At 70.7% G+C, this 18,732-nt stretch carries 21 protein-coding genes and 1 pseudogene; 16 read left to right on the top strand and 6 right to left on the bottom strand.

The window, feature by feature from the left end:
* Window positions 1-144: 144 nt before the first annotated feature.
* The 7 genes from AB0436_RS05085 (at window position 145) to AB0436_RS05055 (ending at window position 8,036) form a co-directional block, all read left to right on the top strand.
* A complete protein-coding gene (locus AB0436_RS05085; protein ID WP_366466317.1) occupies window positions 145-2,298 on the top strand; it encodes an N-6 DNA methylase in 2,154 nt (717 codons plus the stop codon).
* Window positions 2,299-2,355: 57 nt separating this feature from the next.
* Window positions 2,356-3,093, top strand: a complete 738-nt coding sequence (locus AB0436_RS05080) for a response regulator transcription factor (RefSeq protein WP_366466316.1) — start codon at window positions 2,356-2,358, stop codon at window positions 3,091-3,093.
* Window positions 3,080-5,062 carry a HAMP domain-containing sensor histidine kinase gene (locus tag AB0436_RS05075; RefSeq protein ID WP_366466315.1) on the top strand — a complete coding sequence of 661 codons (1,983 nt, stop codon included), beginning with the start codon at window positions 3,080-3,082 and terminating at the stop codon, window positions 5,060-5,062. The genes AB0436_RS05080 and AB0436_RS05075 overlap by 14 nt, the downstream gene beginning before the upstream one ends.
* A gap of 125 nt (window positions 5,063-5,187) precedes the next feature.
* Window positions 5,188-5,652 (top strand): hypothetical protein, encoded by a 465-nt coding sequence (locus AB0436_RS05070; RefSeq protein WP_366466314.1) that lies wholly within the window; start codon window positions 5,188-5,190, stop codon window positions 5,650-5,652.
* Window positions 5,653-5,735: 83 nt separating this feature from the next.
* Entirely contained in the window at window positions 5,736-6,404 is a 669-nt protein-coding gene (locus tag AB0436_RS05065) for a class F sortase (RefSeq protein ID WP_366466313.1), read from the top strand.
* Complete coding sequence (locus AB0436_RS05060) at window positions 6,401-6,967, top strand: hypothetical protein (RefSeq protein ID WP_366466312.1); 567 nt, start codon at window positions 6,401-6,403, stop codon at window positions 6,965-6,967. Before AB0436_RS05065 ends, AB0436_RS05060 begins: the two co-directional genes overlap by 4 nt.
* Before the next feature lie 280 nt (window positions 6,968-7,247).
* Entirely contained in the window at window positions 7,248-8,036 is a 789-nt protein-coding gene (locus AB0436_RS05055) for an SDR family oxidoreductase (protein WP_366466311.1), read from the top strand.
* A 56-nt stretch (window positions 8,037-8,092) separates the two neighbouring features.
* Here the strand turns inward: AB0436_RS05055 and AB0436_RS05050 are convergent, their stop codons facing one another.
* From AB0436_RS05050 to AB0436_RS05040, 3 genes are all read right to left on the bottom strand, one after another.
* A complete protein-coding gene (locus AB0436_RS05050) occupies window positions 8,093-8,971 on the bottom strand; it encodes a LysR family transcriptional regulator (RefSeq protein ID WP_366466310.1) in 879 nt (292 codons plus the stop codon).
* A 153-nt stretch (window positions 8,972-9,124) separates the two neighbouring features.
* A complete protein-coding gene (locus tag AB0436_RS05045; RefSeq protein WP_366466309.1) occupies window positions 9,125-9,382 on the bottom strand; it encodes a DUF5133 domain-containing protein in 258 nt (85 codons plus the stop codon).
* Window positions 9,383-9,448: 66 nt separating this feature from the next.
* Complete coding sequence (locus tag AB0436_RS05040) at window positions 9,449-9,943, bottom strand: STAS domain-containing protein (RefSeq protein WP_366466308.1); 495 nt, start codon at window positions 9,941-9,943, stop codon at window positions 9,449-9,451.
* A 312-nt stretch (window positions 9,944-10,255) separates the two neighbouring features.
* On the opposite strand from AB0436_RS05040, the gene AB0436_RS05035 reads away from it, so the two are divergent.
* The 3 genes and pseudogenes from AB0436_RS05035 to AB0436_RS05025 all read left to right on the top strand — a co-directional run.
* Entirely contained in the window at window positions 10,256-10,999 is a 744-nt protein-coding gene (locus AB0436_RS05035; RefSeq protein ID WP_366466307.1) for a GAF and ANTAR domain-containing protein, read from the top strand.
* A 336-nt stretch (window positions 11,000-11,335) separates the two neighbouring features.
* On the top strand, window positions 11,336-11,836 hold the full coding sequence (locus tag AB0436_RS05030) for a GNAT family N-acetyltransferase (RefSeq protein ID WP_366466306.1): 501 nt from the start codon (window positions 11,336-11,338) through the stop codon (window positions 11,834-11,836).
* Window positions 11,837-11,949: 113 nt separating this feature from the next.
* Window positions 11,950-12,275 (top strand): annotated as a pseudogene (locus tag AB0436_RS05025) (short-chain dehydrogenase); the annotation flags it as partial.
* Between the two features lie 59 nt (window positions 12,276-12,334).
* Here the strand turns inward: AB0436_RS05025 and AB0436_RS05020 are convergent.
* Entirely contained in the window at window positions 12,335-12,691 is a 357-nt protein-coding gene (locus tag AB0436_RS05020; protein WP_366466305.1) for an SH3 domain-containing protein, read from the bottom strand.
* A 332-nt stretch (window positions 12,692-13,023) separates the two neighbouring features.
* Here AB0436_RS05020 and AB0436_RS05015 point away from each other — a divergent pair, with 332 nt between their 5' ends.
* A complete protein-coding gene (locus AB0436_RS05015) occupies window positions 13,024-13,758 on the top strand; it encodes a DUF4232 domain-containing protein (RefSeq protein WP_366466304.1) in 735 nt (244 codons plus the stop codon).
* 119 nt (window positions 13,759-13,877) lie between these two features.
* On the opposite strand, the gene AB0436_RS05010 is transcribed toward AB0436_RS05015, so the two are convergent.
* A complete protein-coding gene (locus AB0436_RS05010) occupies window positions 13,878-15,035 on the bottom strand; it encodes an FAD-dependent monooxygenase (protein WP_366466303.1) in 1,158 nt (385 codons plus the stop codon).
* 84 nt (window positions 15,036-15,119) lie between these two features.
* Between AB0436_RS05010 and AB0436_RS05005 the strand changes: the two genes are divergently transcribed.
* From AB0436_RS05005 to AB0436_RS04990, 4 genes are all read left to right on the top strand, one after another.
* Window positions 15,120-15,692 carry a TetR family transcriptional regulator C-terminal domain-containing protein gene (locus AB0436_RS05005; RefSeq protein WP_366466302.1) on the top strand — a complete coding sequence of 191 codons (573 nt, stop codon included), beginning with the start codon at window positions 15,120-15,122 and terminating at the stop codon, window positions 15,690-15,692.
* A gap of 267 nt (window positions 15,693-15,959) precedes the next feature.
* Window positions 15,960-16,457 carry an ATPase gene (locus AB0436_RS05000; protein ID WP_366466301.1) on the top strand — a complete coding sequence of 166 codons (498 nt, stop codon included), beginning with the start codon at window positions 15,960-15,962 and terminating at the stop codon, window positions 16,455-16,457.
* Entirely contained in the window at window positions 16,454-16,795 is a 342-nt protein-coding gene (locus AB0436_RS04995) for a metalloregulator ArsR/SmtB family transcription factor (protein WP_366466300.1), read from the top strand. Before AB0436_RS05000 ends, AB0436_RS04995 begins: the two co-directional genes overlap by 4 nt.
* Window positions 16,796-16,805: 10 nt before the next feature.
* Complete coding sequence (locus AB0436_RS04990) at window positions 16,806-16,979, top strand: hypothetical protein (protein ID WP_366466299.1); 174 nt, start codon at window positions 16,806-16,808, stop codon at window positions 16,977-16,979.
* 219 nt (window positions 16,980-17,198) lie between these two features.
* Here the strand turns inward: AB0436_RS04990 and AB0436_RS04985 are convergent, their stop codons facing one another.
* Entirely contained in the window at window positions 17,199-17,507 is a 309-nt protein-coding gene (locus tag AB0436_RS04985; protein WP_366466297.1) for a hypothetical protein, read from the bottom strand.
* A 902-nt stretch (window positions 17,508-18,409) separates the two neighbouring features.
* On the opposite strand from AB0436_RS04985, the gene AB0436_RS04980 reads away from it, so the two are divergent.
* Entirely contained in the window at window positions 18,410-18,619 is a 210-nt protein-coding gene (locus tag AB0436_RS04980) for a hypothetical protein (RefSeq protein WP_366466296.1), read from the top strand.
* The last annotated feature ends 113 nt before the right edge of the window (window positions 18,620-18,732 follow it).

Below are 18,732 nucleotides of genomic sequence, written 5' to 3'. Positions count from 1 at the left end.
TCCCCCGTCGAGTACTTCGACTCGATCGCTGCATCCAGAAGCAATTCCAGATAATCATATAAGTGAAAGCACTGTCAATCTCCCATCGCCGCTTGACGTGCGCTGTAGTCTGTTTGCTGACCACTTCCGAGAGCCGAGGAATCCATGCCGCAGCCTTCAGCCCAGGTGACCGCAGCCGAGATCTCCCGCATCGCGGGCGTCACGCGTGCCACCGTCAGCAACTGGCGGCGCCGGCACGACGATTTCCCGGTACCGTCCGGCGGCACCGAGGCCAGCCCCCTCTACGACCTGGAAGCGGTGCGTGGCTGGCTGCAGGGGCGCGGTCACACCTCGGCGGCCACGCCCTCCGAGGAGCTGCGCACCGTGCTGCGGCTGCAGGCGTCGGAGTCCGGCGCAGCGGCTCGGCTGCTGCCCCTGGTCCTCGCCACCTCCCGGCGCGGCAAGGAGGAGTTGGCCGCCGTGGCCGACCTGCCGGACGCCGGGCTGATCGCGCATGCGGACCGGGCAGCGGCGGAGCTCGCCGATGCGGTGCCGGAGGCGGAGGCCGTGCGCTTTCGAGCCGAGGACGCGAACGCGCTGCGCAGCCTGGTCCGGTGTGTCCGGGACGAGGGCTCGGGAGCCGCGCTCGATGTCCTCGCCGAGCGAGAGCTCGACGACACCTCGTCGGGCAGCGGCACCTACCGGACACCGCGCGGACTCGCCGACCTCATGGCCCAACTCCTGCCGGGTGCGCCGTCGCGGGTGCTGGATCCGGCGTGCGGCAGCGGCACCCTCCTCGCGGCCGCGGCCCGGCACGGCGCACGTGAGCTGTACGGCCAGGACAGCCTGGTCGTACAGGCCCAGCGGAGCGCGGTGCACCTGCTGGTGTCGGCTCCTGAGGCACAGGTGACGGTGCGCGCCGGGGACACCCTGCGCGCAGACGCCTTCCCGGGGCTGACGGTCGGCGGCGTGCTGTGCAATCCGCCCTACGGCGACCGCGACTGGGGACACGACGAACTCGCCTACGACCAGCGGTGGGCCTATGGCGTACCACCCCGTATCGAATCCGAACTGGCCTGGATCCAGCACACGCTGGCACACCTGGACTCCGGTTCCTACGCTGTGCTGCTGCTCCCGCCGGCCACCGCGTCCCGTACCTCGGGGCGCCGGATCCGTGCCGAACTCGTGCGCAGTGGCGCCCTGCGTGCCGTGATCGGCCTGCCCGTCGGCGCCTCGGCGCCCCTGCACATCGGGCTCCATCTCTGGGTCCTCCAGCGCCCCGAGCCGGGCGGCGCGCCGCGCACGTCCGTACTGTTCGTGGATACCGGCGGGAACCGGCACACCGGGTCCCCGAGTTCCTCGCGTGACGCTTCCGCCCGGCCGAAGCAGCGTCGTACCGGCCTGGACTGGGACATGCTGTCCGGCGAAGTCCTCGGCGCCTGGCGGGCGTTCGCCACCGGGGCCGACTCGTTCGCCGACACGCCGGGCACCGCCCGGGCCGTACCGACCATCGACCTGGTCGACGACCTCGTGGACCTCACCCCGAGCCGTCAGGTACGCGCCGCGCCGGCCGATATGGACCCTGCCCTGGTCGCCCGCGGAGTCGACGCGCTGAGCGGGCAACTGGCGGATTCCCTGGGCGCTTTGCAGCGGGCCGCGACGTTCGGGCCCTGGCAGGCAGCCGCCGGCGCCGCCCGCGCCTGGCGCACCGCCACCGTCTCCGACCTGGCCCGCGGCGGTGCGCTCACCCTGCTGCGGGCGGCGGCTCCGGCCGGCCGCAAGGACTCCGTACCGGCAGACCCCTCCCCCGAGGCCGGCGAACGCCCGGTGCTCACCGCATCGGACATCGGCGCGGGCACCCGCCCTTCGGGCACGGCGGAGCACCTGCGCGCCGGTGCGGCACACGCCGTCGCCAGCGGCGACGTTCTGCTCCGTGGTGTGGCGGACAGCAGCGGTGCGATGACTCGCGTCGCCGACGAGGAGGACGCCGGAGCCCTGCTCGGACGGCACATCCATCTGCTGCGGCCGGACCCCGCACGCCTCGACCCGTGGTTCCTCGCCGGCTTCCTGGGTTCCGGGGACAACATCGCGGGCGCTTCCGTCGGCAGCACCATTCTGCAGGTCTCACCGGGCCGGCTCCGCGTACCGCTGCTGCCGCTGGACGAGCAACGGCGTTACGGCGAGGCGTTCCGACGCGTCCACGAACTGCGGGCTTGCGCCCGGCAGGCGGCTTCGCTCGCCGAGGAGACGGCGAACGAAGCGCTCGGCGGGCTCACCGCGGGTGCGCTGCTCCCGCCGGCCGAGGGCCCGTCGGCCTGATCCGACGCCGGTCCGCCGCCGATCGCCGCCGAGGGGAACTCCTCTACGATCGGCGGCGTGTGCGCAAACGTCATCGTCGCGGAAGACGACGCAAAGCAAGCCGAGCTGGTCCGCCGCTACCTGGAGCGTGAGGGGCACGGAGTGACGGTCGTGGGGGACGGCCTTGCCGCGCTCGAGGAGGTGCGGCAGCGGACGCCCGACCTGCTCGTGCTCGACGTGATGATGCCGCGCGCCGACGGCCTGGATGTGGTTCGTGCGCTGCGCGCCGAGGCCCGGGCCGAGTCGCGGGAACTGCCGGTGCTGATGCTGACGGCCCGTTCCACCGAGGACGATCTGCTGCTCGGCCTGGATCTCGGCGCCGACGACTACATGACCAAGCCGTACAGCCCGCGCGAGTTGATGGCCCGCGTTCGTACGCTGTTGCGCCGCACCCAGCGGTCCGCAGGCACGACGCCCGTCGCCGCACCGCTGTTGTCGGTGGGTGCGCTGGTCGTCGACGAGGCACGGCACGAGGTATCCGTCGACGGCGAGCAGGTCGACTGCACACCCGGTGAGTTCCGGGTCCTCGCCGCGATGGCGGCCGCGCCCGACCGGGTGTTCACCCGGCAGCAACTGCTGGACGAACTGCACGGCTTCGACCGGTACATCAGCGACCGCACGGTCGACGTGCACATCATGAACCTGCGCAAGAAGATCGAGGTCACCCCACGGCGGCCGGTCCGGTTGCGCACCGTCTTCGGCGTCGGCTACAAGCTGACGGATCCCGCAAAGGGTGCTTGGCTTGCTTCGTCGTAGAACCCGTGACCCCGGTGGAGCTCGGCCGTCCCGGCTGCCGCTCCGCAAGAGCCTGCTGGGCCGGCTGCTCGCGGTGTCCGCGCTGGTGGCGGCGTGTTCGGTGGCGGCGACCGCCTGGCTCGCCGTGCAGACCACCTCGGGTGCGATCAAGCAGGAACAGGGCCAGAACCTCACGGCCGACACCCGCATCTACAACACCCTGCTCGGCTACGCGGCCGGTCACCCACGCTGGGACGCTGTCGGCGACACCGTACGGGACTTGGCGCGGCAGTCCGGCCGCCGGGTCGCGCTGACCACCCAGGCCGGCCAGCCCATCGCCGATTCGGTGACCGGCGCGTCGCCGCCCGCGCTGCCGCCGCAGGCGTCCGCGGTCGTCGACCCGCTCTCGGTGGACACCACCCTCTCGGTCGGAACCACCGACTCGGCCGCGCCCGGGGCCGGTCCCGCGGCCACCACCGACCGCGTCGACCCGCGAGCTGTCGGACCGTTCAGGCTGCCCGTGGCAGAACGCCGGAGCCTGCGGAAGGCCGCGGAGCGGAGTGCGGCGTGCCTCAACGCGTCGGGGGTCGCTTCGGACGTCGTGGTGGGACCGAGCGGGCGGCCCCGCATCCAGGTGGTGGGCAATGACCCGGAGCGAACGCAGGGCACCAGATGCTCGACCGAGGCGCTGGACGACCCGACCAGCACCGAGAAGAAGGCGCTGCACGCGCTCAATCAGCTGGCCGACTCCTGCCTGAAGCGCCAGGGCCGCCCGGGTGTCGAACTGGCCCTGGACCTCTCCTGGAACCGGGGCTCCGCACCGGAGCCGAGCGCGGTACCGCAGCCCACGGCCGCCCCGAGGGCGCCTCACCCGACCGCCACGGTGGCACCGGGCGTCCTCAGCAGCGATGACGACCGCGCCATCGCCTCCTGCGTGGGCACCGCCCGCCGGGAACAGCTCAGCTCCTATGTCGCCTCCCCCGCGCTGCTGTTCATCGGCGATCCGGGTGGCGCCACCGTCCCGGGCTTCAACCTCTCACCGGCGAACACCGCCCGCATCGCGGGCGTCGCGGCCCTGGTCCTCGCCCTCACGGTGGGCGCGTCGATCCTCGCGGGCACCCGTCTCGTACGGCCGCTCCACGCGCTCACCAGCGCGGCGCAACGGATGCGGGACGGTGAGACGTCGGAGCCCGTGCAGGTCGCTTCGGACAACGAGATCGGACGGCTGGCCGCCACCTTCAACGACATGTCGGCGCACCGGGCGCGCCTTGAGCAACAGCGCAAGGCGATGGTCAGCGACGTCGCGCACGAACTGCGCACCCCGCTGAGCAATATCCGCGGCTGGCTGGAGGCCGCGCAGGACGGCCTCGCCGACCCGGACCCGGCCTTCGTCTCCTCGCTGCTCGAGGAGGCGGTGCAGCTGCAGCACATCATCGACGACCTGCAGGACCTCGCGGCGGCCGACGCGGGCGCGTTGCGGCTGCACCTGGAGCCGGTACGGATCGACGGCCTGCTGGGTCAGGTCGCCGCGGCGCACCAGGCCCGGGCCGAAACCGCGGGCGTCACGCTGACGGTGACGGGTACGCAGGCGCTCGTACTGACCGCCGACCCGGTGCGGCTGCGGCAGGCGGTCGGCAACCTGGTGTCCAACGCGCTGCGCCACACACCGGCGAACGGGCGGGTGTCCCTGCGGGCGTACGGGAGTTCGGAGCCCGGCGAGGTCATGGTGGAGATCGCCGACACCGGCACCGGCATCCCGGCCGACGCGCTGCCGTACGTCTTCGACCGCTTCTGGCGCGCCGAGAAGTCCCGCAGCCGCCGCACCGGCGGCAGCGGCCTCGGCCTGGCGATCGTCCGCAAGCTCGCGGAGGCCCACGGCGGCACGGTGAGCGCGGTGAGCACGGAGGGTCAGGGCTCCGTCTTCACGTTGCGGCTGCCCTCCGATGCGGCTCCGCCGGCGCCGAGCGGGACGACTGCGCCGCAGCCCTGATCCGATGACCACAGCGTCCTGACAGCTTCCTCATAAGTGGTTGCCAGTCTTCCGGCATGCCCGGCACGCCTGGTGCGAACCGGCACCCAGGCGTCATCAAGACCGAGCTGGAACTGGAGCCATCTATGTCCCCCCGTTCTTCCCTGCGCGCCGCTGTGCTCGCCGCTGTCGCGGTCGGCGCGGTGCTCGCGCCGACCACCGGGGCCTTCGCGTCCACCCACCCCCGGCCGACGCCCGCCGAGCGCGCAGCGTCCGCTGCCAGGGAGGCCGCTGTCGCACGCGCCAAGACTCCCCGACCGGTGCCGACAACCGCGCCCCGGGGCAGCGCACCGACCACCGCGGTGCCCCGGGGCGCAGTCGCCGCCGGCACCAAGCCCACCCCGTCGCCGGTCCCCGCAGGCACCAAGGCGCCGGCCCGCACGGCCCGCCCGGCTGCGGCCCCCCGGGGCGCCGTCGCCGCCGGTGAGAAGCCCGCCGGAAACGGCAGCGACACCGCGGCACTCATCGGTTCGGCCGCCGGTGCCGTCCTCCTGGCCGGGGCGGGCACCGTCGTACTGCGCCGCCGCTCCGCGGCACGCGGCAACAACTGACCCACCTGCTCGCCGTGGCGCCGCCTCCGTCTCACCGGGGCGGCGCCACTGCCGCTCGCACCGACCCCGACCAGGAGCCCTTCGTGTCCGGTACACCCTTTGAGACCCGTCCATCCCGCCCGACGCGGCGATCGGCCGCCTTGCTGCCGGCCCTGCTCTGCCTGGCCCTCGCCGCCCTGACCGGCTGCACGTCCGACCCGGCAAAGGCGTCCGCCTCCACCGACGGGGCCGCTGCCTCGGGCAGTTCGTCCGCGGACTCGGCCCACGCTTCATCGAAGCCGCCCGCCGGCACCGCCCCCTCGAAACACCCCGCGGCCCCGGCCCGGGTGAGTATCCCCTCGATCGGCGTGTCCAGCTCCCTCTTGCGGCTCGGCCTGAACGCAGACGGCACGGTCGAGGTGCCACCGGCCGACAAGGGCATGACCGCCGGCTGGTACACCGGGAGCACCGCACCCGGCGAGCGCGGAGCCGCCGTCATCATCGGCCACAACGACACCCGCTTCGGCAAGGCCGTCTTCCACGACCTCAAGAAGCTCGACAAGGGCGCCGACATCGCCGTCCTCAACACACTCGGAAAGAGCGTCCACTTCACCGTCACCGGGACCGACAGCGTCAGTAAGAAGGCGTTCCCCACCGACAAGGTCTACGACAAGACCCCCAACGCCACCCTGCGCCTCATCACCTGCGACGGATCCTTCGACGCCCAGGGACACCCGGTGAACAACCTGATCGTGTACGCGAGGCTGCGTTGAGGGTTCTCGCCCTCCCGGCCAACTGCAACGACCGGCCGCTCCGAACTACTTGGACTCGACCGCCCGAGCGGGTCGGCACCGGACGTCAGTGCGTCACACGCCGCCTGCCACGCTGGCGCGCCTCGCTCGCCCGGCGACTGACACTGATCGCAGCCGCCGGAGCGGCCTGCTTCGCCCTGCCCGCACTGGCTCCGTTCATCCCGGTGGCCGCCGTCGCCCTGCTGGGCGCCGGGGCGTGCGGGGACACCGTGCTGATCACCTCGTACCTGCTGGTGGACTCGATGGTCACGGGGGACACACAGATGGAGGCGGGTGCGTGGGTCAACACCGCGTACAACCTGGGTGTCGGCGCGGGTTCGGCCGTCGCAGGTGTGGTGCTGGACCGGTCGGGGGCGGCCGCGGTGTTCGCGCTCGCCGCCGGTACGGCCGGGGCCGGAACGCTGGCAGCCGTGGCGTGCGGACGGGGAATCACCCGCACGACGCCACCATCGCTGCGGGGTGGCTCAGGCGCCGACGAAGACGATCCCACCGAGCCGGAGGTCCTTCAGTGGCCCGTCAACTGATGCCGCGTCACTGCTTGATCGTCGTCCCGTCGCACCGGTGGTGGCCGCCGTGAAAACAGGGACAGCCGCGTGGAAATCGCTCACCGGCGGAGGATAGGCGCGACATAGGAGTTCCCTATAGCCGCTGCTGATAATTCGTCTTTGCCCCTCGTTCTTTTCCGGCCGTACCGTGAAACAACTCGACGAGGTGCTCACCGCGATTTCTCCGAGAATTCGCGCTCTGCGCACGCCGATCCTTATGCCGTCGAGCGGACAAACACCAATCGAGAGGACCGGTGGCATGCCCACAATCGAGAACGGATCGGAAACACGCGAACTCGCGGGAAAGCGGGCCCTGGTCACGGGCGGTTTTCGCGGGATCGGAGCGGCCGTCGTACGCCAACTCCTGGACGCGGGCGCCGAGGTGCTCACGACCGCCAGGTCGGCGACGAGCACCGTGCCGGCGGGAGCCACCTTCGTGGAGGCCGACGTGCGGACGCGGGCCGGAGCGGAGGCGCTCGCGGCAGCGGTGCAGGAGGTGCTCGGCGGGGTGGACATCGTGGTCCACAACGCGGGTGGTGCGCGACCGCACGAGGGCGTCTCGGCCATCCCCGACGAGGAGTGGCAGGACGCACTTGACCTCAACTTCCTGTCGGCGGTGCGGCTGAACTCGCTGCTGGTACCGGGGATGCGGGAACGGCGTTCGGGGATGATCGTGCACGTCTCGTCGGCCGCGGTCCTCACCCCGGTAGGACCGTTCCTGCACTACACCACGGCGAAGGCGGCGCTGGAGAATTACAGCCGAGGACTGGCCTCGGAGCTGGCCCCCCTCGGAATCCGGGTCAACACCGTGTCTCCCGGCAGAACCGCCACCCCTGGCGGCGAAGCAACGCGGGAGCAGTGGGCGGAGGTGTCCGCGCGCATGGACGCGGGGCCGGCCGAGACCAACGCCGGTGACACCCCGCCGCTGGGGCGCGATGGTCAGCCCGACGACATCGCCGACGCGGTGCTGTTCCTCGTGTCCGGCCGAGCCAGCTGGCTGACCGGGAGGAATCTCATCGTGGACGGCGGCGAATTCCCCATGGGCTGACGCCGAAGGCGTTCCCGAACGCCGGCTCCGACAGACGCCGGTTCCGGCAGAGGGAGTTAAGCGGGCTCGGACCAGTTCTCCTGACGCAGAAGTTCGAGCAGGGCCGTCTCCGCCGGGCCCGCGCTCTGCCGGATCACGGCGATGACGGGCTGGGACACGGCCGGGGATACCGGGCGAACGAGGTACTCGTGCCCGTGGGGCACCGCGGAGGCCGGGACCAGCGTCACTCCCAGTCCGTGGGCGGCCCAGCGCGCGGCCGTCGCCGTCTGGGACACGCGGGCGGCCGTGGTCGGGGTCAGATCGTTGTCCCGCAGCACGTTCAGCAGCACGCCGTCGAGTGCGCTGTCACGGTCGAACCTCATCCACGGCTCCCCCGCCAGTTCCCGCAGCTCGACCCGGTCCGCGGCGAGCAGCCGGTGCCCGGGGGCGAGGACCACGACGAACTCCTCGTCGCCGAGGTGGTGGGCGTCGGCGGGGCTGCGTTCGCACGCCGCCATCAGGGCGAGGTCGAGAACGCCCCGGCGGCACAGCCGCTCCAGCTCGGCGGAGCTCGGCTCCTCGAAGACGGTGACCTCCAGCCGCGGGTAGCGGCGGCGCAGCGCGCCCAGCGCACCCGGCAGCTGCCGGGTGCCGAAGCCCATCTGCACCGCGACCACCAGCTCGCCCACCAGCTCATCGGCGCCGGCCCGCGCCGTGGCCCTCGCCCGCCGCGAGGCGCTCACCGCGATCTCCGCCTCCCGCAGGAACGCGCGGCCGACCACGGTGGGCACCAGTCCGGTCGGCGTGCGGGCGAACAGTTCCACGCCGAGCTCCCGCTCCAGGCCGCGGATCTGCTGGGACACCGACGGTTGAGCGACGCGCAGCAGCTCCGCCGCCGCCGTCACCGAGCCCTCCTCGGCAACGGCCAGGGCGTACTCGTACTGACGCAGGCTCATCGGCTTACGTCCCCTCCTTGCGGTCCACCCCGTTGCCATCGCTGTAGCCGTAAGTAACTCAGTTCGGCGGGTTGAGATTCCCGGGGTCCCGGCCGGGGCCGGTCTGCTCCGCACACCGAGGCTGCCGAGTCCCGTAACGGCCCACCCTGGTGCTCACCCCACGCCGGCTCCCGGTCGGCACGGGCCGGAGCGACCGGGCAGGCGTGCGGCGGAGGGCGCGCTGTCCTGCGCCAGTCGACGGCGTGCGGCGGCCAGTGCGGGGCCGATGTCGCGAGTACCGGTGGAGACACACAGGGTGTAGATGACGTCTTCCATACGGCGACGGGCGTCGTCCGTGTCGCCATGATCGGCGTGCAGGGCCTCGTACTGGTCGAGGAGGTTTTCCAGCACGGCGGGGTGTGCCATCAGCATGAGCTCTCTCCTTATACGTCCGTGGTGGTCGCGGCTGTTTCTGCAGGGACGGTCTCCGTGCCAGCGTCAGGTCGCCTCGCTCGCCTGCCCCCGGTGGTCACCGGGCTGGCGCCGACCGGTGCGGACGATCTCGTGGAGGTGTGCCTTGAACCGGGTCCACGGCACCGCGGGAACAGGCGTGCGCCGTCGTGGGCAAGCCGGTATCTGCGGTGCTGCGACGCACGCAGCGGCCATGGCCTTGGCGCCGGCCAGGGTGGCGGTGACCCGCAGGATGTCCTGCATGCCGACGATGTGCAGGATCCTGGCGGCCTGGGGATGCCGGGCGGTGACGCAGAGGACGATGCCGTACTGGTCAGCGGCCTGGCGCAGGCGTAGCAGCAGACGCAGGGTCGCAGTGGTGACGATGGGCGTGTGGAGATCCACGATGACGGCACGAGCCGGGGAGCAGGCGAGGAGCAGGCACAGTTCCCGCTCGATCGGGGGCTCGTCGTCGATGTCGATGACATCGCGCAGCTCGATCACTTGATGCCGCGCGTCGAGGTGGTAGCTCGCAGAAGTCAAGACTCACTCCAGGGAGGCACGGTGACAACCGGGCCGCTTCCTGACCGCAGAGAACAGTCTGCCCCTCATCCGCCGGGGCACACAACCCGGCAGCCCGACCGCGCGTACCACGTCCCACAGGCCTCAGGACCGGAGGCTCACGCCGGCGGTCGGCAGGGTGCATAGTGGAAAGCGGCGGCTGGTCGTCTGCTCCTCCCGGGCGGAGCGCCGCCCGCGCTGGAGATGTCCCTTCGGGCTGGAGTCCGCGGTCCCTGGCGGCATATCGATGCCTGCCACACACGGGCCCTCAGGCTGCCCGGAACGGAAACCACCATGTCTTCCCAGCCCCCCGGCATGCCCCCCGCCCCCGGTATGCCCGATATTTCCTCTCTTCTGCTCGACACCGACACCCTGAACGGCTTTCTGCAGGCCCTGGCGGAAGCCGCCCTCGCCCATGCCCCGGCCGCCGACGGATGCGGCATCACCCTGGAGCGGGAACGCAGGCCTCTGACGGTGGCCAGCGCCGGCGCCAGCGCCTCGGCTCTCGATGAGGCCCAGTACGGCCAGGACGACGGTCCGTGCCTGCAGGCCCTGCGCAGCGGCGAAGAGATCAGCGTGCCGGACATGCTCAGCGAAGAACGCTGGGGCCCGTATCCCGCCTACGCCGCCGCCTGCGGAGCCCGCTCCTCGCTGTCCCTCCCGATCGCCGCTCACACCCACACCACCGGCGCCCTCAACCTCTACGCGCCCAAACCCGGCGCATTCGCCGATGCGGACCTCACCGGGCTGCGCTCCCTGGCCGCGCAGGCCACCGGCGCCATCGCGCTGGCCCAACGCATCAGCGACGCCCAGGAGTTCGCCGCCGACCTGCAGACCGCACTGCAGTCCCGGGCGGTCATCGACCAGGCCATCGGCGTCATCGTGGGCCAGCAACGGTGCACCCCGGACGCGGCCTTCCAGATCCTGCGTACCGCGTCCCAGCACCGCAACATCAAACTCCGCGACCTGTGCACCGAGCTCATCACGAACATCGCCGGACAGCCCCCCACTGAGGAACAGCTACACGCCCGCCCCTGACCTCCGACTCATCCCCCGCCCAACCGTTGGGTGCCGCGCGAAGCGCGCTTGCTTCAAGTGCACTTGAAGGTTCTAACGTGGCAGCCATGACGGCGATCGACAGCTCCCCCGTGAAGGCCCCGCCGCCCGTGGACGTCTGCGTGTCCGTAGGGCCGGCTCATCCGCGACCCGACGGCCAGGACGGCGATCGAGGCCCCGATCGGGACCGCACTGTCCGGTGACTACAAGCAGCTCGCCGAGCGGTTCGGGCACGGTGCGTTCGACGGCTACCCTCTGCCTGCACGCACCTGACGCCGGCCCGGTGGCCTCAGCGCGGCGCCTGGGTAGAGTTGGGCGGTGCCCGAGCTGAAGCGGCTGAATGCCGGCCATGCCCCGGCGGTCCTGGCCTTCGAGCTGGCGAACCGCGCCTACTTCGCGGCCTCGATCTCCGACCGCGGCGATGAGTTCTTCCGTCAGTTCGCCGACCGGCACAGCGCCTCGCTGGCTGAGCAAGAGGCCGGGATCAGCGCTTTCTACGTGCTGGTCGCTGAGGACGGCTCGGTTCTGGGCCGGTTCAACCTGTACCGCTTCGAGGACGGCGCCGCCGACCTTGGCTACCGGGTCGCGCAGCACGTCACCGGCCGCGGCGTGGCGACCGCAGCCGTCCGGGAGCTGTGCCGGCTGGCGGTGGCGCGGCACGGGCTGCGCGCACTGCGGGCGGCCACCTCCCGTAACAATGCCGCGTCCCAGAGGGTGCTGACCAAGGCCGGGTTCGTCCCGGTCGGCCCGGCAGACCCGGCCGACCTCGGCGGTAAGCCGGGCACCTGGTATCAACGCGACCTGCTGCTCCAGCCGTAGAGGAATGGCGCCCGAATGTGGGCCGGACCGCCAGGGCCGCGCACCCCTGCTTGCTCTCGGCGTTCCTCCGGCCGGCTGTCGGACGTTCGCGCTCACCCAGTGGCTGGCCCTGTGTGGTGGCCCACCCCGGCGGCGCACTGGATTGCCTCACCCCGTCCCGCCCGCCGGTACGCGTGGCAACGGCGGGCGAGCGGCTACGAGCCCTGCCCGCCGGGCTCCTGCTGCAGGGCAAGGACGCCGGAGCATGGCCCATCGTCCGTACTGTCCTCGACCCGGAGGTACCGGGCGGACAGATGTGGCGGCCGAGGGTCTTCGGCCTGCGTGGCACACCACGGTGTGAGCCCGCACCTCTCACATGGCCGACCCGGCCGTCGCCGCTCGCCTGTGGGCCGCCGGCGGTGAACTGGCCGGCACCGATCCGCACCTCGGCTTTCGGTAGGCGCGGTGCCGGGCCCGGGGCGGCCATCCGCCCCGGGCCCCTTCACAGGCTGGCGAGGATTAGGCCTTCTTCAGGTAATCAGCGCTGACCCAGCCCCACTTGCCGGAGTTGGCACCGCTCGTCACCTTGCCGTAGGTCCAGACGTTGTAGGGGACGCCGACGCCGTAGGACGTGTCGTATTTGCACGTACCGTAGAAATGGGTCCCGGTAGCGAGAATGCCCTGGGAGGTGTACCCGGCTCCCGGGCCGGTGCGCAGGTTGACCGAAGTGGTCGTCTTGTAGGTGGCGTTGGCGATGTCCACGGTGCAGGTAGAGGATCCTGCGGCACTCGCGGTAGGAGCGATGGCGACCACACCGCCGAAGGCTGCCGCGCCGGCGACGACCGTCGCTATGGCGCCCCTCTTCAACTTGTTCAATGCACTTCCCAGCACTCGGTTCGGACGTTCCGGAAGGGAATCTAGCATTTACCTTGATCGTTCAGCGGGGTCGCTGACCCCCTGGATGCGGTGACTTCGACCCCGCCTCGACCCAAGGGCGGTGAGCCGGCTCCAGGCGAGGACGTAGGCCTCGGCTCAGGGCTGCCAGGTGCAGAAGAGCGGGCGTTGCGGCAGGTGACGGGACAGGTGTTGTTACGGGTTCCGGACAATTTCCCGTGAACTCTCCCCGGACGGCGGCCATCTCACCTTCCGTAAGACGCACTCGATACGGGGAGCGCCGGGCGGAAGCCCGGCGCCGGAAAAGAGGAACCATGTCCGCCAAGCTCCACCGCGCCGTTCGCTGCGCCGCCGCCGTGCTGGCCGTCATCGCGGTCGGCGCCGGCGCCACCGCATGCGACTCGTCCGGGCCATCCTCTTCTGCCAAGGCCGCCGCACCCTCCAATGCCGCGAAGGACTCGACCTCGGACCAGGCGAAGGACTCGTCCTCGAACACCCAGGGCGGCTCGCAGGACGCGGCACAGCAGTCGGGGAACGGCGTGAAGAAAACGGCCGAGAAGGGCTCGCGCACCGACGCCGTGAACGTCGCTGCCACCACCGCCGAGGAGACCAAGCGCTGCCACACCGGCGAACTGCGCTACAGCTGGGGCGGCCCCCATGGCGGCGCCCCGGACATGGAAGCCGACTACCAGCAGATCGCCTCGATCCGGCTCACCAACAGCGGCGGACGCACCTGCACCCTGCACGGCTTCCCCGGCGTCCGCCTGATCAGCACGTCCGGCACGGCCTGGGACCTGCACCGCTCCTCGGTCAAGCCCAGCACCATCACCCTGCACCCCGGCGACGACACCGCCATGGTCGCCATGGACATCCTGCCGCTCCCCAGCACGATGAAGGGCCCCAAGCCCTTCCGGGTGAGCACGGTCCTGCTCACCCCGCCCGACGAGACCACCCACGTCACCCTCAAGTGGCCCTACGGCGGCGCCATCCTGGACCAGTCCGGCGCCACCCGCCCCGGCACCTTCATCGACCCCATCGTCATCGGCTGACCCACCCAGGCCCCGCACAACTCCTTCATCCGGGCCGTGCTGGACGTAGGGCCGGCGTAGGCCGTCGTGACGGCATGTCGCCTCAGCGTGACGTGTCGGCTCCAACTGTCACTGGCGGCTCAGCCCAGCCGTGGCGGCGCCCAGTTGGCATGGCGGAGGATCATCCGGGCCGCGGCTCGGGGCGGGGTCAGTCGAAGTGCCGTGTTGCGCAGGGTGATGGCGAGCGGGTGGGTCAGCTGCTGGCCGATCCGGCCGGCCTGGCGGGCCGCCCGGGCGACCGCCTGGCTGCGCGGGCGGCGTTCGGTGTCATAGCGGGTGAGGGCGGATTCGACGGTGGGTTCAGCGTTGAGGGCGGCAGCCAGCGTGACCGCGTCCTCCAGTGCCTGGCAGGCTCCCTGGCCGAGGTTCGGGGTCATGGCGTGGGCTGCGTCGCCGAGGAGGGCGACGCGGCCCACGGTGTAGGAGGGCAGCGGGGTGACCAGTTCGTTGACGTCGTGGTGCAGGACCGCGTCGGGCGCGGTCGCCTCCAGCAGCGCCGGGATGGGGGCGTGCCAGCCGTGGAATCTGCGATGGACCTCGGCCAGCGGGTCACGGTGGCGCACCCCGGCGGGCGAGTTGAGTACCGCATGCCACTCCGCCCGCCCGTCGGCGAAGGCGATGTGGCCGAACTCGGCTCCCGGGCCCCAGGTCAACTCGAAGTCCGTGCCCGGATCGATCGGCCGGCTGGTGATGGCGCGGAGCACGGTCGACCCGCTGTAGGCAGGGCCGGGATGATCGGGGAAGAGCAAGGTGCGCACGTGGCTACCGACGCCGTCGGCGGCCACCACCAGATCGGCATCCAGGACGGCAGCGTCACAGGTCACCCGCACCAGCGCGGGTCGGGAGCGGTCGAGGGACGTCACCTCGGCCCCGGTGACCAGGCACTCGGGAGGCAGGGCCGCCCGTAGCAACCGGTGCAGGGTGGCGCGTGGGATCCCGAGCATGGGTGTGCCCAGTGCGCGCTCCAGCGCGGTGCCGTCCATGCGGGCCAGCCAGCGGCCGTCCGGCGTTCGGGTGCCACCGCTGTACTGGCCTCGCGAGAGCTTGCGCACCGCCTCGCCGACCCCCAGGGCGTCCAAGGCGCGCATGCCGTTGGCCGCCAGGGAGATGCCCGCACCGGCGTCGTCGAGCACAGGGGCACGTTCGACGACCGTCACCTCCCAGCCGATCAGACGAAGCCCGATCGCAGCGGCCAATCCCCCGATGCCGCCGCCGACGACCACCGCAGTGCTACCCATGCCAGGCTCACCTTCTGCCACCGTATGATTTTCTACATCTGTAGAAGATCATACGGGCATCACCTCCAGGTGTAGAAAGGGATCGTGACCACAGACCGACGCGCCCTCCTCGCCGACGCGGCTATCGCGGTGCTCGCCGACGAGGGGATGCGAGGCCTGACCCACCGTGCCGTCGACCGCGCGGCCGCCGTGCCGCCCGGCACCACCTCTGCGTACCTCCGCACCAGGAAGGCCCTGCTCACGGCACTGGTCGGCCGGCTCGTCGAGCTCGACCAGGCCGAACTCCAGGCGTTGGGCGAAGCGACACCGCTGCCGCGCAGCACCGAGGAGCTGACACACCAGATCGCCGCGTTCACCCGGTTGCGGCTCACGGGAGAGGGCCGACGGCGTTCGCTCGCCCGCTATGCGTGCACGGTCGAAAGCGCCCGTGACCCGGAGCTGCGGGCGATCCTCGTACCCCGGGCGAACGCGGGACGCGACGCCGTGGAGATGTTCCTGGCCGCCCATGGGGTGGCCGATGTCGAAGGGCGCACGCTCACACTGCTGGCATGTATCGACGGTCTCGTCTTCGACCGACTGGTGGCCGGCGGGGAGGTGCCCAGGGGGGACATCCGGGGTCTGGTCACAGCGGCCCTGCGGAAACCGCCCCACGACTGAACACGGGCGCCACGTACGAGCGGCGCCGTCGAAAAACGCGTGCACGACCCCACACAGTTTTCGCTGCCTTCGTCGCCATCGCGTCAACTGCCGGGCGCAGCGCGGAAAGTGCAGGGTCCGCCCGCGGGACGCCGGCCGCCGAGGCTGGGCGCAGAACAGCTCTCGACCCGCGACGCAACACTACTGCAACCGATAGGTTGCAATAGCCGCCCTGACGTGCAACCCTTGAGTTGCAGATCGTTACGTGGGAACACCCGGGAGGATGCCATGAACGACACCACCTACACCGACACCGAACTCGCCGAGCTCGACCGGATCGCCCGGCAGATCGACATCGACGCCCCGGTCGAGCGGGTCTGGGAGCTGATCTCGCGCCCCGGCTGGTACGTCAACGACGGCGCCGTCGATGCCGACCCGGACCTGCGCTACGAAGGCGAGGTGGCCGTGGTACGCCATCCGACGCTGGGCGAGTTCCGGTTCCGGACGGTGAAGCTGGACAAGCCGCGCTATGCAGCGTTCCGCTGGATCGGCACCCCGTCCCGCAATGAGTCGACCCCCTCGACCCTCGTCGAATTCTGGGTCGACGAACGGGACGGCGGCGGGGTGACGTTGCGCGTCGTCGAGAGCGGCTTCTCCGGCCTCCACGACGACCCGGCCATGTGGCTGAAGGAGCGTGAGGGCAACGACAAGGGGTGGTTCGCCGAACTGAAGGCCGCGAAGGCGTTCGCCGAAAAGTCCGCGCCGGCCTCGACGATGCAACCGTGACCGTCGCCCTCCCCGTCGTGTGTGCCGCGCTCGGCGATCCGATGCGCTGGGAGATCCTCACCCGGCTCGGCAAGGGCCCGATGTCGGCGTCTGCTCTGGCCAGAGTGTTGCCGGTGAGCCGTCAAGCGATCGGCAAGCATCTGGAGGTGCTGCGCGAGGTCGGTCTGGTCGAGTCCGAGCAGCGTGGGCGCGAGGTCGTCTACCTCGCCGTCGGCGCCCGGCTCGGCGCGCTGGCCCGGGAACTGGACCGGATCGGCCACTCCTGGGAGACCCGTCTCTTGCGCATCAAGGAACTGGCGGAGCGTCCCGGCCCGGATGCCCCGGAGGCCTCCGACTGACGGAGTCGAGGTGGCCGACGTCCTCGAACTGACCGGGCCGGACCGGCCGGTCGCCCTGCTCGACGCGTTCGAAGGGCGTCGGCAGCCCATCCGCCTGCGAAGTAATGGGCGCACCATCCCCAGTGGTCCGGCATCGAGGCCGGGCGCTCCGACGATCTCACGCCTCGACCATGCCGAACTCTGAGCCCCGCACGGTCCTGAGACCCGAGGACCGAGTTCCGGGACCGGTCGGTTCACCCTTCCGTGGGAACGCGGAGGGGCCCCGGGCCGATGCTTGAGCTTCGGGATTCCGGCGCCGGGATCCGGGGCCCGGCGTTCGAGCGCTCTCGGTCAACCGGCAGGTAGAAAAGGGGTGGGGAAAACCTTCCCACCCCTCCCAGACCCGTCACGGCCAGCAAAATGACTAATCGTGACAGCTTGCGGCGCGGCCCGGCGGCTGCTTACGGTGCCACCAACGAATCGACCCCGACGCGGTGTTGGAAGCACCAAGCCGGGGGCCGTAGCCGCCCTTCCCCGCCCTGGCGACACCCTCCAGTCCCGACGTGTCGACGACGACCTTGACGTTGCGGGCCGGGCCGCCGGCGCCGGGCTTGACGGCGACTGGCACGACGAAGTCACTGTTCGCGGCGTCGGCGCCCTCGTCGGCGTTGTACATGCGGAAGGTCGCCGGGGCTTGGATCCGCAACGTGACCTCGTGGGATCCTTCGGCCACCGCGGCGCCGAGGCTGTGGCGAGGACGGCCGCGAGAGTTGCGGCCAGGGCGGCCGGGCGTCTGGTGATCCGTATCCGTCGGAGCATGCGGGGCACTATGCCAGCGGGCAACGGCGGCCGCCTATGGAAGCGCATGCGGCCGCGTTATCACTATCGCAACAGGCGCCCACGCATGTGCTACTTCGACGGCTTTGCGAGCGATACTCCTCCGGGTTCACCACCACAACGACATCGACGCAGCACACGAGAACGATCCCAACTATGTCCCGGACGCGCCGCCCGGGTGGGCACCGGCGGTCGTCATCGGTCGGCTCCCGGTGCTCGGTGAGCCACTGGAGCCTCCACACGCTCGGCGCGGCGGCCACCCCTGGCGCCACGGCGGCCAGCAGGCGGCCCTGGGGCCTCCACCAGCACACGGATCCGCTGTCCCGTGAGGGATGTTGGGCACTTTTCGTTCCAATTCAATATCGAGATGACGATCACACAATAACTGTTTGTGCAGAGTTCGTTGACTGTGCGTAGATGTGTAGGCCGAGACCATCCAATAGAAATCGCGGGGGTTCCATGACGAAGGCACGTACGGCAATCGTGGCGACTCTGACAGCCATTGCACTGTCGTTAGCAGTCGCGCCGTCCTGGGCAACGGACAGTTCAACCGGAGACCCGGACTCTGCAGTTGTCACCAAGGTCACGGAAAACACACAGGTTAAGGACGCCGTCAAGGGCGCCGCGTCGGCTACGACATGGCCGATCAGTAACCACACGTTCAACCCCGGCCATCCGTCTTTCACTAACAACGCGGCCTACGGGAAGTTCACAGGTCAAGTGCATTACGGGTCCCCTCAGACGTTCGCATGGGGATTGAAGCTGAAGGCGGCCACGATAGCTCCTGCCACTGGGGCTATGTCTGAGACCGCGACTGCGACCAAAAACGGGAAGAAGGTCAACTACCACGACCGGCATGTGGGTGTGTCGCCGGCCTACCTGGTGCACTCGTCGTTCAAGACGAGCACTGGCGGGCCTTACGTCCTCACGATCCGCGAGTCGTTCCCCATCAGGGGCGGGACTCGTACCATCACCACCACCTTCACTTTCACCATCACGCTGACCTGACCGAGAGTTGATCAACTCGTTGGGGCGTGAAGTTCGCTAAAATGTCATGCCCCAACGGGTCACCTGGGAGTTAGGAAATTGGATGCTTCGAGTCCAGCGGTTCGCCGAAGTCG

Source organism: Streptomyces sp. NPDC051322 (assembly GCF_040689485.1).
Classification (GTDB): Bacteria; Actinomycetota; Actinomycetes; order Streptomycetales; family Streptomycetaceae; genus Streptomyces.
Note: the sequence above shows the minus strand (reverse complement) of the source record. Positions and strands in the feature narration are given on the sequence as shown.

What these genes read in the sequence shown, in the direction of transcription:
- AB0436_RS05070 (WP_366466314.1), top strand. Translation starts at nt 5,188, where the DNA reads ATGTCCCCCCGTTCTTCCCTGCGCGCCGCTGTGCTCGCCGCTGTCGCG.
- AB0436_RS05085 (WP_366466317.1), top strand. Translation starts at nt 145, where the DNA reads ATGCCGCAGCCTTCAGCCCAGGTGACCGCAGCCGAGATCTCCCGCATC.
- AB0436_RS05015 (WP_366466304.1), top strand. Translation starts at nt 13,024, where the DNA reads ATGTCCGCCAAGCTCCACCGCGCCGTTCGCTGCGCCGCCGCCGTGCTG.
- AB0436_RS05000 (WP_366466301.1), top strand. Translation starts at nt 15,960, where the DNA reads ATGAACGACACCACCTACACCGACACCGAACTCGCCGAGCTCGACCGG.
- AB0436_RS05035 (WP_366466307.1), top strand. Translation starts at nt 10,256, where the DNA reads ATGTCTTCCCAGCCCCCCGGCATGCCCCCCGCCCCCGGTATGCCCGAT.
- AB0436_RS04980 (WP_366466296.1), top strand. Translation starts at nt 18,410, where the DNA reads ATGTCTGAGACCGCGACTGCGACCAAAAACGGGAAGAAGGTCAACTAC.
- AB0436_RS05055 (WP_366466311.1), top strand. Translation starts at nt 7,248, where the DNA reads ATGCCCACAATCGAGAACGGATCGGAAACACGCGAACTCGCGGGAAAG.
- AB0436_RS05010 (WP_366466303.1), bottom strand. Translation starts at nt 15,035, where the DNA reads ATGGGTAGCACTGCGGTGGTCGTCGGCGGCGGCATCGGGGGATTGGCC.
- AB0436_RS05045 (WP_366466309.1), bottom strand. Translation starts at nt 9,382, where the DNA reads ATGCTGATGGCACACCCCGCCGTGCTGGAAAACCTCCTCGACCAGTAC.
- AB0436_RS05050 (WP_366466310.1), bottom strand. Translation starts at nt 8,971, where the DNA reads ATGAGCCTGCGTCAGTACGAGTACGCCCTGGCCGTTGCCGAGGAGGGC.